Genomic DNA, 12,635 nt, shown 5'->3' with positions numbered 1-12,635 from the left:
GTAATGGCACGTAAAAAAGCAAAACAGACACAATAAAAATGAAAAATAAGCAATACAGATGCCCAGTTTTATCTATCAACGAGAGGCCGAGGCACTAGCTAAGTTAATTAATAATGGCCAATTAAAACAGGGTGATAGGCTTCTTTCTGTCCGGAATTTCGCTCGTGAAAGAAAAGTTGGAGTGTCGACAGCTGCTAAAATTTATGAACATTTGCAAGGACAGCAACTCATTGAGGCCCGGCCGCGCAGTGGCTATTACGTTTGTGCTCGTCAACAAAGCACTGCGCAACAAAACTTTGGTGATAAATTAATCCCAAGTGAGCTGATTTCCATGCCGTTACACAAAGCGGTGCAATACAGTTTTAACGATGCAGATATAGTGCCGCTATCCTGCACTGGGCCAAGTACGGTATTAGATAACGAAGCGCTACTCACGCGGGTGCAAAAGCGTGTGCGCAGGCAGCGCCCATTTAAATTACTCCAAGACAATCGTGAAGCCGGTATTGATTCGCTGCGTCAAGAAATTGCGACACATTATGCGTTGAGTCAGCAGCTTATAAATCCAGCCGAGGTCGTGATCACCCATGGACGCAGTTCGGCACTTACTTTGGCGTTAAAGGGATTAGGGTTGAGTGAGCATAAGGTGGCAGTTGAGTCTCCAAGCTCATTTTTTATATTGGCGCATTTGCACCACAGCGCTCAAGCTTATGTGGGTGTCCCTATACAGCCCGACTTCGAAACCGAATTGGCATTATTGGATCAGGCTCGACAAGAGCATGACATTCGCGCTTATATTTTTAACCCTAATTATCAAGATCCGACAGGGCGCCTGCTGAGCGAACAACAAAAACGTGCATTGTTGGCTTGGGCGCAGCGCCATGATGTTGCACTAATTGAATATGACCGTGGCGAGCTTAGTTTTAGTGAGTTTCGACCTCCGTCAATTGCGAGCCTCTTAGATGAAGATAGCTCTCTAGCGGTGATCAGCATATGTGACTACAGTGATACACTGTCCTTTGCTCTAACCTTGGGGTATATGCTCTGCCGTAATTGCGCTGCTGATATTATTTTGACTAAATCAGTGCTTAGTGAGGCGAGCGACATCGCGAGCCAAGAGCTGATTACTCATTTGTATCGCAGTGGTGACTATCGCCGTTTAACCCGACGTTTACGAGCGCAACTATTAAGGCAGTACCAGCAGGTTGATGAAATTTTCAATCACTTTGGCGTTGCGCATTTGTACCAAGACATCGGTGGTGGGCCAAGCTTATGGTTTGAGCTTCCTCAAGGGGGCTGCAGTGATGAGCTATGGCAACGGTTGATTACTCGGCGTATCGCCATTGCGCCTGGCGAACTCTTTATGCCACAAATCGATTATGCGCGTTTTTTTCGTATGACCTTCGCCCTACCTTGGGAGAAAACCATGGCGCAAGCAGTGCATACATTGGCTCAGCAACTATCATCCTATATTCATGAACTTTAACTACAATTACACAGATAACTACTTTAGGTTATGCTAAACACATTTGCTTTAATGGAACGAGGTTCACCATGAAGACCCTAGCCAAGGTTTTGGGCGTAATCATAGTCGTAATTATCGGCTTACTCATCGCCATTCCTTTCTTTATTCCTGTCGATGCCATCTTCAATAAAGTGTCAGAGCAGGTACAAAACACCACAGGGCGCACACTGACGATTGCCGGCGATAAAGACTTAGCGATTTTCCCTTCACTGCGATTAGAGCTTAATGATGTTAGCTTTAGCAATATGGAAGGGGGATCGCGAGCCAATATGGCGACGATGAAACAATTGGATGTGCATATCCCCTGGAGCACCTTATTCTCTGGTGAAGTGAAGCTGGATAAGTTTGTTATCCGTGAGCCGGATGTGTTGCTGGAAACAAATGCCCAAGGCCAAGGCAATTGGCAGCTCTTTGATAAGGTCGCAACTGAGCAATCGCAACAAAGCACTGAGCAAGGCCAAGTCAAGCTGCCAGACAACTTTGATATTGAGCTTGGAGAAGTGGCTATTTATGGTGGTCAGCTTACCTATCTGGACGGGCAAACTGGTAGTAAACAACAAATTAGCGACTTGGAATTAGCGGTATTACTTAAATCGTTACGCCAACCTTTAGAACTAGAAGGGGGCATAACGTACATGGGTGAGCGGTTTAACCTTGATATAGAATTGGATAACCCAATCAAAGCCATCGAAGGTCGACCATTTACGCTTACGCAAAACTTAACATCTGCGCTTGTTGATATGGAATTTAAAGGCAACATTGCTGAGCAGGGTGGAAATATTAGCGGCACCTTGATGTTGCAAGGGGATTCGGTGAAGCGCATTGCCAAGTGGCAAGGCGTTGAGCTTAATGCCAAAGACAACGCGTTTAATGATTTCCGTGTAGAGGGCAGTATGCAACTGCAAGGACAGGCTTTTACTATTAATAAGCTCGTGGCGACGTTAGATCAGCTTGCCATCGAAGGTATGAGTACGATTCACCTTGGCGAGCGTTTAGCGCTTACTGCCAACGTAGATTTGGGCATGCTAGATTTAAACCCTTACTTACCGGAGCCTGCCGCGAATACCGAGCAACCAAGTAATGATGATTCTCAGGCTCAACCCTTAGAATGGGATGATACGCCGATAGATCTTTCTGCCCTGAATGCCCTTGATGCCGATATTGTGGTTCGCTCAAGTGGCTTAAAAGCGCGTGATATTACACTCGGTGAGAACCAATTCAGTATTAAGCTTGATAATGCCGTAGCCACTCTCAGTATGGATAAATTCGCTGCCTATGAAGGCCAGGGAACCGGCAAAGTAACGCTGAACGCAGCGCGACAGCCTTACCACATCGATACTCAGTTTGACCTCAGTGGTATAAATGCTGAGCCTCTTCTTAGCGATGCGGTGAAGTTTGATAAGTTAATGGGCAAAGGAGCGCTTAATTGGCAACTGACTACCGAAGGGCAAAGCCAACAAGACTTCGTTGATGCACTGGCTGGCAAATTAGCATTCAGTTTTGCCGATGGTGCTGTTAAAGGAGCGAACATTGCTGAATTGGTGCGAAAGGCGAAGGAACTCGTTAAGGGAAATACATCCGCACTTTCACAAGGCCTTAATACTGGCTTTGATAAGTCACAGCAGACAGACTTTACCGCTTTGACGGGGAGTATGAACTTTACCAAAGGCGTTGGCGTCAACTCAGATTTGTCGTTGCTAAGCCCGCTCATTCGTATTACTGGTGAAGGCCAAGTGGATCTTTCCGCGACCAAGGTAAACTACCGCTTAGTAACGGGGATTGTGGATTCAATCGAAGGTCAAGGCACCACCGATGACAGCACCGGTTTCAAAATTCCGGTTCGTATAAAAGGTCCTTTCCATGACGTGGCGGTTAACTTGGACGTTGGTGAGGCAGCCAAAGAGGAAGTGAAAGAAAAAGCCAAAGAAAAAGTAAAAGACAAACTCAAAGGCTTGTTTGGCGGCTAATCCCCCCCATATATACATGCAGCATCAAGGCACTTTTGTGTCTTGATGCTTTTATAAGCAATTGATGGTGCGAAAAATAGCCTGTTTTCGATAATTTTCAGTTCTCACCTTAGGGCTCTCAGAGCCTTTATTAACCGAGCTAAGTAAAGAAATTAATTAAAAATTAGCCTACCTTTTGCCCGCCATTACTGATACAATTGCCCGCCCTCAGCACACAAGTAACCGAAAAGTTGCCTGTTAATTGAGCGGATAATTTATTTAATGCCTTAATTTTTAACGGAATTATGGCGAGTTGTAACTACACCGGAGCACATTAAGATGATCCAAATGCAAACTCAGCTGGACGTTGCAGATAACAGCGGCGCCCGCAAAGTGCAGTGTATTAAAGTCCTTGGCGGTTCACACCGTCGTTACGCATCGGTTGGTGACATCATTAAAGTTGCTGTTAAGGAAGCGATTCCTCGCGGCAAAGTTAAAAAAGGTGATGTTAAAAACGCGGTTGTTGTGCGTACCAAAAAAGGCGTTCGTCGTCCAGACGGCTCTTTGATCCGTTTCGATAGCAATGCGGCTGTTATCTTAAACGATAGCAACCAGCCAATCGGAACCCGTATCTTCGGCCCTGTGACTCGTGAACTTCGTACTGAAAAGTTCATGAAGATCGTTTCACTAGCACCAGAAGTACTATAAGGAGTCGATCATGGCAGCAAAAATCCGTCGTGATGACGAAGTAATCGTACTGGCCGGTAAAGACAAAGGTAAGCGCGGTAAAGTGCTTTCAGTTGTTACTGAAACTGGTCGAGTATTTGTTGAAGGCGTAAACCTTATCAAGAAGCACCAAAAGCCTGTTCCTCAGTTGAACCAAGCTGGCGGTATTGTTGAGAAAGAAGCGTCTATCGACGTATCAAACGTTGCGATCTACAACTCGGAAACGGGTAAAGCAGATCGTGTAGGTTTCAAGATTGAAGACGGTAAGAAATTACGTATCTTCAAATCTACTGGTAAAACTATTTAATAGTTGGAGTAGACGATGGCGAAACTGCATGAAGTATATAAAGACAAAGTAGTCGCTGAACTTCAAAAGAAGTTTGGTTTCAGCTCTGTCATGCAAGTCCCTCAGATCGAAAAGATCACATTAAACATGGGTGTGGGCGAAGCCCTAGCTGACAAGAAAATTCTAGAAAACGCTGTTGCTGATCTAGAAGCAATCTCTGGTCAGAAGCCTCTTATCACGAAAGCACGCAAATCAGTTGCTGGCTTTAAGATCCGTGAAGGCTACCCAATTGGTTGTAAAGTAACCCTACGTGGCGAGCGTATGTGGGACTTTTTTGAGCGTTTGGTTTCAATCGCTATCCCGCGTATTCGCGATTTCCGTGGTGTAAGCGCTAAGTCTTTCGACGGTCGCGGCAACTACAGCATGGGCGTACGTGAACAAATCATCTTCCCAGAAATCGATTATGATCGTGTAGACCGTGTACGTGGTCTAGACATCACTATCACTACTTCTGCGCAGAATGATGAGGAAGGCCGTGCGTTGTTAGAAGCGTTTAACTTCCCATTCAAGAAATAAGGGTAGGGTTATGGCAAAGAATTCAATGAAAGCGCGCGAAGCAAAGCGCACTAAACTAGTTGCCCAATACGCTGAAAAGCGTGCGGCACTAAAAGCTATCATCAGCGATGTTAATTCATCAGATGAAGAGCGTTGGGACGCGGTTCTGAAGCTTCAGACTCTTCCGCGTGATTCAAGCCCTGCACGTCAACGTAATCGTTGTAACATCACGGGCCGCCCACATGGTTACCTTCGCAAGTTCGGCCTAAGCCGTATTAAAGTTCGCGAAGCAGCTATGCGCGGTGAAATTCCTGGCCTTAAAAAGGCTAGTTGGTAATAGAATCACGGGAGTAAGACAATGAGCTTGCAAGATCCTATTGCGGATTTGTTCACACGTATCCGTAACGGCCAGACTGCGAAGAAGGTTTCTATCTCAATGCCATCTTCAAAGCTGAAAATAGCAGTTGCTAAAGTACTAACTGATGAAGGTTATGTTTCTGGTTACTCAGTAACAGAAGGCGCTAAACCTGAACTAAACATCGAGCTTAAGTACTTCGAAGGCAAAGCTGTAATCGAAAACATCCAGCGTGTTAGCCGCCCTGGTCTACGTATCTATAAGAAACGTGACGCATTACCTAAGGTAATGGGTGGTCTAGGTATCGCTATCGTATCAACTTCTAAAGGCCTGATGACTGACCGTGCTGCGCGTAGCGCTGGCGTGGGCGGTGAAATCATTGGCTTTGTAGCGTAATCGGAGGGGACTATGTCGCGTATAGCAAAGGCACCTATTAATGTTCCAGCCGGTGTAGAAATCACGCTAAAAGGCCAGGACATCACAGTTAAAGGTAAGAATGGTGAACTTAGCCGTGCTATCAACGAAGCGGTTGAAGTTTCATTCGAAGACAATGTAATCACCACTAAACCTGTAGAAGGCGTTGCTAACGCTTGGGCTCAAGCTGGTACTGCACGTGCACTTATCAACAACATGATTGTTGGTGTGAACGACGGTTACGAGAAGAAGCTACAGCTAGTTGGTGTTGGTTACCGTGCTGCGGTGAAAGGTAAAGTACTAGATTTAACGCTAGGCTTCTCACACCCAGTCAACTTCGAGATCCCAGAGGGCATCACGATTGAAGCTCCGAGCCAAACTGAGATCGTTGTTAAGGGCGCAGACAAGCAGCTAGTTGGTCAAACTGCTGCAAACATTCGCGCATACCGTGAGCCAGAGCCTTATAAAGGTAAAGGTGTTCGCTATGCTGACGAATACGTGCGTCGTAAAGAGGCTAAGAAGAAGTAAGGTAGGACGATGGATAAGAGAACAGCACGTCTACGTCGCGCTAAGCGCTCACGTAGAAATTTTATTGAACAGGGCAAAATCCGCCTTGTTATCCACCGCACGCCACGTCACATCTATGCTCAGATTATTAGTGCTGAGGGTAGTGTACTGGCTGCTGCTTCTACTGTTGAGAAAGCAATTGCTGAAACAGTTAAAGGCACTGGCAACATCGAAGCTGCTCAAGCAGTGGGTAAAGCAGTTGCAGAACGTGCGGCTGAAAAAGGCGTTAACGAAAGTATCGCTTTTGACCGCAGTGGCTTTAAATATCACGGCCGTGTGAAGGCGCTTGCGGATGCAGCGCGTGAAGCCGGTCTGCAATTCTAGGAGTAGACAATGGCTAACGTAGAAGCAAAGCAACAACAGCCTGATTTGGCTGAAAAGCTAATCGCGGTAAACCGTGTGTCTAAGGTGGTTAAAGGTGGTCGTATCTTTAGCTTCACTGCACTTACAGTAGTAGGTGACGGCGCAGGTAAAGTAGGTTTTGGTTATGGTAAAGCACGTGAAGTTCCAGCTGCTATTCAAAAAGCAATGGAAAAAGCACGTCGTAACATGATCAAGGTAGAGCTTAAAGGCAATACACTTCAGCACCCTATCAAGGGTCGTCACGCTGGTTCTAAAGTGTACATGCAACCAGCATCTGAAGGTACTGGTATCATCGCCGGTGGTGCGATGCGTGCAGTACTAGAAGTAGCTGGTGTACAAAACGTATTGTCAAAAGCCTACGGTTCGACTAACCCGATCAACGTTGTTCGCGCAACTATCTCAGCACTAGAGAACATGAAGTCTCCAGAAGCAGTTGCTGCGAAGCGTGGTCTTAGCGTTGAAGAAATTTTGGGGTAAGACACCATGGCAAATACAGTAAAAGTAACTCAAGTACGTAGTTCAATCGGCCGCTTGCCGAAGCATAGAGCTACATTACGTGGCCTTGGTTTACGTCGTATCAACCACACTGTAGAGCTAGAAGATACGCCTTCAGTACGTGGTATGATCAACCAAGTTTCTTACATGGTTAAGGTTGAGGGGTAATTCGAATGAATTTGAATACACTTTCACCTGCTGCAGGTGCAAAATCAGCCGGCAAACGTGTGGGCCGTGGTATCGGTTCTGGCCTAGGTAAAACTGGTGGCCGTGGTCACAAAGGTCAAAAATCACGTTCTGGTGGTAAAGTACGCGTTGGTTTCGAAGGCGGTCAAATGCCTATGCAACGTCGTCTACCTAAGTTTGGTTTCACTTCACGCAAGTCTCTTGCGACTAAAGAAGTGAATCTATTCGAAATCGCTAAAGTTGAAGGCGATGTGGTAGATCTAAACGCGTTACAAGCAGCTGGTCTGGTTAAGAAGAACATCCAGTTCGTTAAAGTAGTTAAATCTGGTGAAGTTTCTCGCGCCGTCACTGTTAAAGGTCTTAAAGTGACCAAAGGTGCACGCGAAGCGATTGAAGCTGCCGGAGGCAAGGTAGAAGAGTAAGGAAGTACTTTATGGCTAAACCAGGTCACGATATGCAAAGTGCACAAAGCGGGCTTGCGGAGTTGAAGCGTCGTTTACTATTTGTACTCGGTGCTATCATTATTTACCGTTTAGGTTCATTCGTGCCGATCCCTGGGATTGACGCCGCTGTACTTGCCGAATTCTTCGAGCAACAGAAGGGCACCATTGTTGAAATGTTCAACATGTTCAGCGGTGGTGCGCTTGAGCGTGCTTCGGTACTTGCACTGGGTATTATGCCTTATATTTCGGCCTCAATTATCATGCAGCTACTAACGCATATACATCCTGCGATGGTAGAGCTGAAAAAAGAGGGTGAACAGGGGCGTAAGAAAATCAGTCAGTACACGCGTTATGGTACGCTCGTGCTTGCTACGTTCCAATCAATCGGTATTGCTACTGGCTTACCGAACATGATGGACGGGTTAGTTGTTAACCCCGGCTTTGGTTTCTATTTCACTGCTGTAGTGAGCTTAGTAACCGGCTGTATGTTCTTAATGTGGTTGGGCGAACAAATTACAGAGCGTGGTATCGGTAACGGTATCTCAGTTCTGATTTTTGTTGGTATCGTAGCTAACCTGCCGTCTGCTATTGGTTCGACAGCCGAAATGGCGCGCCAAGGTGAATTGAACATTTTGGTACTGGTATTGATTGCGGTAATCGTGTTTGCCGTTACTTACTTGGTGGTTTTCTTTGAACGTGGTCAACGTCGTATTGTTGTTAACTACGCAAAGCGCCAACAAGGTCGTCAGGTGTACGCTGCTCAAAGCACACACTTGCCGTTGAAAGTAAATATGGCTGGGGTTATTCCACCAATCTTTGCTAGTAGTATCATTCTGTTCCCTGGTACAATTGCAAGCTGGTTCGGCCAGGGTGAAGGTCCTGTAGCTGACGTGTTACAAGCCATTTCCACAGCATTGACTCCGGGTCAACCGCTGTACGCAATGGTCTTGGCTGCTGCTATTATCTTTTTCTGCTTTTTCTACACTGCGTTGGTTTTCAACCCGCGTGAAACTGCAGACAACCTGAAAAAATCTGGAGCTTTCATTCCAGGTATTCGTCCAGGTGAGCAGACATCGAAATACATTGATAAAGTAATGACACGCCTGACATTGGCAGGTGCCTTGTACATTACCTTTATCTGTCTAGTGCCCGAGTTTATGACCATGGCATGGCAAACGCCATTCTACTTCGGCGGTACATCAATCTTGATTATCGTTGTTGTGATCATGGACTTTATGGCACAAGTACAGACCCATCTGATGTCACATCAGTATGATTCTGTGCTGAAAAAAGCAAACCTTAAAGGCTATGGCCGATAAGGTCGGTTTACGGAGTTGAGTAATGAAAGTACGTGCTTCCGTTAAGAAAATCTGCCGTAACTGCAAAGTAATCAAACGTGCCGGCGTTGTACGTGTGATTTGCAGTGAGCCTAAGCACAAGCAAAGGCAAGGCTAATTAAACAAGTCATGCAGGCTGAGTGGTATGCTCGGCCTGTGTTTTTCATTGTAGTTTGGTCATCACTTGAGTATCCTAACGGGCTTTTCGAGAAGATGATTACCAAATTTAAACTATAGGAGATGTGTTAGTGGCCCGTATAGCTGGCATTAACGTTCCTGATCATAAACATGCGGTTATTGGTTTAACCTCAATTTATGGTGTAGGTAAAACCCGCGCTAAGGCGATCTTGGCAGCGGTAGGTATCGCAGAAGATACTAAAATCGGTGAACTAAATGACGAAACTCTTGACACGCTTCGTGAAGAAGTTGGCAAGTACACTGTAGAAGGTGATCTTCGTCGTGAAGTTACTTTGAACATCAAGCGTCTTATGGACCTTGGTTGCTTCCGTGGTTTACGTCACCGTCGTTCGCTACCACTACGTGGTCAGCGTACTAAGACTAACGCGCGTACTCGTAAGGGTCCTCGCAAGCCTATCAAGAAATAAGGTGGGGTAAATTATGGCTAAAGCACCAATTCGTCGTAAGAAGGTCAAAAAGCAAGTTGCTGATGGCATGGCTCACGTTCATGCGTCTTTCAACAACACTATTGTTACGATTACAGACCGTCAAGGTAATGCACTTTCTTGGGCAACTGCCGGTGGTTCAGGTTTCCGTGGTTCACGTAAATCTACACCATTCGCTGCTCAGGTAGCTGCAGAGCGTGCAGGTACTGCTGCACAAGAATACGGTTTGAAGAACTTAGAAGTATTCATTAAAGGTCCAGGTCCAGGCCGTGAGTCTGCTGTACGTGCATTGAATGCTGCTGGTTTCCGTATCACAAACATCACTGACGTGACGCCAATTCCACACAATGGTTGTCGTCCACCGAAGAAACGTCGCGTATAACAATAGGTTAGGAGAAAGAACATGGCAAGATATTTGGGCCCTAAGCTCAAGCTAAGTCGTCGTGAAGGTACTGACCTGTTCCTTAAGAGCGGCGTACGAGCTATCGACTCTAAGTGTAAACTTGAGACAGCACCTGGTCAGCACGGCGCCCGTAAGGGTCGTTTATCTGACTACGGTCTACAGCTACGTGAAAAGCAAAAGGTTCGTCGTATGTACGGCATCCTTGAAAAGCAATTCCGTAACTACTACAAAGAAGCTGCTCGCCTTAAAGGCAATACAGGTGAAAACCTACTTCAGCTTCTAGAGCAACGTCTAGACAATGTTGTATATCGCATGGGTTTTGCAAGCACACGTGCTGAAGCGCGTCAGCTAGTAAGTCACAAAGCGATTATGGTTAATGGTCGTGTTGTAAACATTCCTTCTTTCAACGTTACTCCTGAAGATCAGGTAGAAATTCGTGAGAAGTCGAAGAAGCAAGCACGTATCGTTGGAGCTCTAGAATTGGCTGAGCAACGTGAGAAGCCAACTTGGGTTGAAGTTGACGGTAAGAAAATGGAAGGTACTTTTAAGCGCCTACCTGAGCGTTCTGATCTGTCTGCGGACATTAACGAACAACTAATCGTCGAACTTTACTCGAAGTAAAGTTAAGAGTTAAGAGAGGATAAAATGCAGGGTTCTGTAACCGAATTCCTAAAACCAAGGTTAGTCGATATCGACGCTATCAACCCAACTCGTTCAAAAGTGGTACTAGAGCCGCTTGAGCGTGGTTTTGGTCACACTCTAGGAAACGCTCTACGTCGTATTCTGTTGTCATCTATGCCTGGATGCGCAGTTACTGAGGTAGAAATTGATGGCGTTTTACATGAGTACAGCGCGAAAGAAGGCGTACAAGAAGACATCATTGAAATCCTGTTAAACCTTAAAGGTCTAGCAGTTAATATCGAAGGCAAAGATGAAGTTTTTCTGACCCTGACTAAATCTGGTGTAGGCCCTGTGACTGCGGCAGATATCCAGCACGATGGTGATGTAACAATCAGCAATCCTGATCACGTAATTTGTCATTTAACAACTGACAATAGCGAGATCAGCATGCGCATCCGTGTTGAGCGTGGTCGTGGTTATGTACCAGCTTCTAGCCGCGTATCCTCTGAAGACGATGAGCGCCCAATCGGCCGTTTGTTGCTTGATGCATCATTCAGCCCAGTTGAGCGTATTGCGTACTCGGTCGAATCAGCACGTGTTGAACAACGTACTGACTTAGACAAGTTAATCATTGATATGGAAACAAACGGCACTTTAGATCCTGAAGAAGCGATCCGCCGTGCGTCGACCATTCTTGCTGAGCAATTAGAAGCATTCGTAGACTTACGTGATGTTTCTGAGCCAGAAGAGAAGGAAGAGAAGCCAGAATTCGATCCTATTCTGCTTCGTCCAGTTGATGATCTTGAGCTAACAGTTCGTTCAGCAAACTGCTTGAAAGCCGAGCAAATTCAATATATCGGTGATTTAGTACAGCGTACCGAAGTTGAGCTTCTGAAAACACCTAACTTAGGTAAGAAGTCTCTAACTGAGATCAAAGACGTGCTTGCATCACGTGGTCTGTCTCTAGGCATGCGCCTAGAAAACTGGCCGCCAGCAAGCTTAGCTGAGTAATCTAAATCACTATATTTAGTTTAGTTAGAAGGATAGGGTCATGCGCCATCGTAAGAGTGGTCGTCAATTAAACCGTAACAGCAGCCATCGCAAAGCGATGTTCAGCAATATGGCTGGTTCTTTGGTGAAGCACGAAATCATCAAAACAACATTGCCTAAAGCGAAAGAGCTGCGCCGTGTAATTGAACCTTTAATCACACTGGCTAAGACTGATAGCGTTGCAAATCGCCGTTTAGCATTTGCTCGCACGCGTGATAAAGAAGTTGTTGGTAAGTTGTTTAGCGAGATTGGTCCTCGCTACGAAGGCCGTCCTGGTGGTTACACTCGTATTTTGAAGTGTGGCTTCCGTGCAGGCGACAACGCACCAATGGCTTACATTGAACTAGTAGATCGCCCAGTTGCGAGCGAAGACGTTCAAGAAGACGCACAGTCTGCAGAGTAAGTCGTAAAAGACACAAAAAGCCGAGCTTATGCTCGGCTTTTTCTTTTTATGGTCAAAATTAAATTTCAGCTCTTCTATATATAGCTATTTAGCTAAACCCTTCTCTATATAAAACATCTTAAATGTAGCAATTTAGATCCTAAATAGATCTATAACTGTTAAATACAGTAGTTTTAGTTCTATTTTTGTTCAAACGATCCATTTTTTGCAGTTTTCTTTAAAAAAGGGGTTGCGTGGAAATCGAATCTCCCTATAATGCGCATCCACCGACACGGCGGACTGCTTACAAACAAGCACTTCAACGAGTTGGGTGAGTCAAGTAAAACTGAGTTTTAAACAG

19 protein-coding genes are annotated in these 12,635 nt (G+C 45.6%); all 19 read left to right on the top strand.

Annotation, left to right across the window (positions count from 1 at the left end):
- Nucleotides 1–181 precede the first annotated feature (181 nt).
- The 19 genes from W04_RS16680 to rplQ all read left to right on the top strand — a co-directional run bounded on the left by W04_RS16680 (nucleotide 182) and on the right by rplQ (nucleotide 12,295).
- On the top strand, nucleotides 182–1,483 hold the full coding sequence (locus W04_RS16680; RefSeq protein WP_306341155.1) for a PLP-dependent aminotransferase family protein: 1,302 nt from the start codon (nucleotides 182–184) through the stop codon (nucleotides 1,481–1,483).
- Nucleotides 1,484–1,551: 68 nt separating this feature from the next.
- Nucleotides 1,552–3,489, top strand: a complete 1,938-nt coding sequence (locus W04_RS16675; RefSeq protein ID WP_053911661.1) for an AsmA family protein — start codon at nucleotides 1,552–1,554, stop codon at nucleotides 3,487–3,489.
- Between the two features lie 318 nt (nucleotides 3,490–3,807).
- Nucleotides 3,808–4,176, top strand: coding sequence for a 50S ribosomal protein L14 (gene rplN / locus W04_RS16670; protein ID WP_022943945.1), 369 nt, complete (start codon nucleotides 3,808–3,810; stop codon nucleotides 4,174–4,176).
- Between the two features lie 10 nt (nucleotides 4,177–4,186).
- A complete protein-coding gene (gene rplX, locus W04_RS16665) occupies nucleotides 4,187–4,501 on the top strand; it encodes a 50S ribosomal protein L24 (RefSeq protein WP_022943946.1) in 315 nt (104 codons plus the stop codon).
- Nucleotides 4,502–4,516: 15 nt separating this feature from the next.
- On the top strand, nucleotides 4,517–5,056 hold the full coding sequence (gene rplE, locus W04_RS16660) for a 50S ribosomal protein L5 (protein WP_045980290.1): 540 nt from the start codon (nucleotides 4,517–4,519) through the stop codon (nucleotides 5,054–5,056).
- 10 nt (nucleotides 5,057–5,066) lie between these two features.
- Entirely contained in the window at nucleotides 5,067–5,372 is a 306-nt protein-coding gene (gene rpsN / locus W04_RS16655; protein ID WP_022943948.1) for a 30S ribosomal protein S14, read from the top strand.
- A gap of 21 nt (nucleotides 5,373–5,393) precedes the next feature.
- Nucleotides 5,394–5,786, top strand: a complete 393-nt coding sequence (gene rpsH / locus W04_RS16650) for a 30S ribosomal protein S8 (RefSeq protein WP_022943949.1) — start codon at nucleotides 5,394–5,396, stop codon at nucleotides 5,784–5,786.
- A gap of 12 nt (nucleotides 5,787–5,798) precedes the next feature.
- Nucleotides 5,799–6,332 carry a 50S ribosomal protein L6 gene (gene rplF, locus W04_RS16645; RefSeq protein WP_022943950.1) on the top strand — a complete coding sequence of 178 codons (534 nt, stop codon included), beginning with the start codon at nucleotides 5,799–5,801 and terminating at the stop codon, nucleotides 6,330–6,332.
- Nucleotides 6,333–6,341: 9 nt separating this feature from the next.
- Nucleotides 6,342–6,695 (top strand): 50S ribosomal protein L18, encoded by a 354-nt coding sequence (rplR, locus tag W04_RS16640; protein ID WP_053911660.1) that lies wholly within the window; start codon nucleotides 6,342–6,344, stop codon nucleotides 6,693–6,695.
- 9 nt (nucleotides 6,696–6,704) lie between these two features.
- Nucleotides 6,705–7,211, top strand: coding sequence for a 30S ribosomal protein S5 (rpsE, locus tag W04_RS16635; protein WP_022943952.1), 507 nt, complete (start codon nucleotides 6,705–6,707; stop codon nucleotides 7,209–7,211).
- A gap of 6 nt (nucleotides 7,212–7,217) precedes the next feature.
- The gene (gene rpmD, locus W04_RS18770; RefSeq protein ID WP_081604373.1) at nucleotides 7,218–7,397 is read left to right on the top strand and encodes a 50S ribosomal protein L30; all 180 of its coding nucleotides are present in this window, start codon (nucleotides 7,218–7,220) and stop codon (nucleotides 7,395–7,397) included.
- A gap of 5 nt (nucleotides 7,398–7,402) precedes the next feature.
- On the top strand, nucleotides 7,403–7,837 hold the full coding sequence (gene rplO / locus W04_RS16630) for a 50S ribosomal protein L15 (protein ID WP_022943953.1): 435 nt from the start codon (nucleotides 7,403–7,405) through the stop codon (nucleotides 7,835–7,837).
- 11 nt (nucleotides 7,838–7,848) lie between these two features.
- Complete coding sequence (gene secY, locus W04_RS16625; protein ID WP_022943954.1) at nucleotides 7,849–9,177, top strand: preprotein translocase subunit SecY; 1,329 nt, start codon at nucleotides 7,849–7,851, stop codon at nucleotides 9,175–9,177.
- A gap of 22 nt (nucleotides 9,178–9,199) precedes the next feature.
- The gene (gene rpmJ / locus W04_RS18765; protein WP_002959476.1) at nucleotides 9,200–9,313 is read left to right on the top strand and encodes a 50S ribosomal protein L36; all 114 of its coding nucleotides are present in this window, start codon (nucleotides 9,200–9,202) and stop codon (nucleotides 9,311–9,313) included.
- A 130-nt stretch (nucleotides 9,314–9,443) separates the two neighbouring features.
- Nucleotides 9,444–9,800: a 30S ribosomal protein S13 gene (rpsM, locus tag W04_RS16620; protein WP_022943955.1), complete on the top strand. Its 357-nt coding sequence runs from the start codon at nucleotides 9,444–9,446 to the stop codon at nucleotides 9,798–9,800.
- Between the two features lie 13 nt (nucleotides 9,801–9,813).
- On the top strand, nucleotides 9,814–10,200 hold the full coding sequence (gene rpsK, locus W04_RS16615; RefSeq protein WP_022943956.1) for a 30S ribosomal protein S11: 387 nt from the start codon (nucleotides 9,814–9,816) through the stop codon (nucleotides 10,198–10,200).
- A 21-nt stretch (nucleotides 10,201–10,221) separates the two neighbouring features.
- A complete protein-coding gene (rpsD, locus tag W04_RS16610; protein ID WP_022943957.1) occupies nucleotides 10,222–10,842 on the top strand; it encodes a 30S ribosomal protein S4 in 621 nt (206 codons plus the stop codon).
- A 24-nt stretch (nucleotides 10,843–10,866) separates the two neighbouring features.
- The gene (locus tag W04_RS16605) at nucleotides 10,867–11,853 is read left to right on the top strand and encodes a DNA-directed RNA polymerase subunit alpha (RefSeq protein ID WP_022943958.1); all 987 of its coding nucleotides are present in this window, start codon (nucleotides 10,867–10,869) and stop codon (nucleotides 11,851–11,853) included.
- A gap of 40 nt (nucleotides 11,854–11,893) precedes the next feature.
- Complete coding sequence (gene rplQ, locus W04_RS16600; RefSeq protein WP_022943959.1) at nucleotides 11,894–12,295, top strand: 50S ribosomal protein L17; 402 nt, start codon at nucleotides 11,894–11,896, stop codon at nucleotides 12,293–12,295.
- The last annotated feature ends 340 nt before the right edge of the window (nucleotides 12,296–12,635 follow it).

Source organism: Pseudoalteromonas sp. SW0106-04 (assembly GCF_001293805.1).
Taxonomy (GTDB): domain Bacteria; phylum Pseudomonadota; class Gammaproteobacteria; order Enterobacterales; family Alteromonadaceae; genus Pseudoalteromonas; species Pseudoalteromonas ruthenica.
The sequence above is the reverse complement of the archived record's forward strand: the minus strand, read 5'-3'. Positions and strand labels throughout refer to the sequence as shown.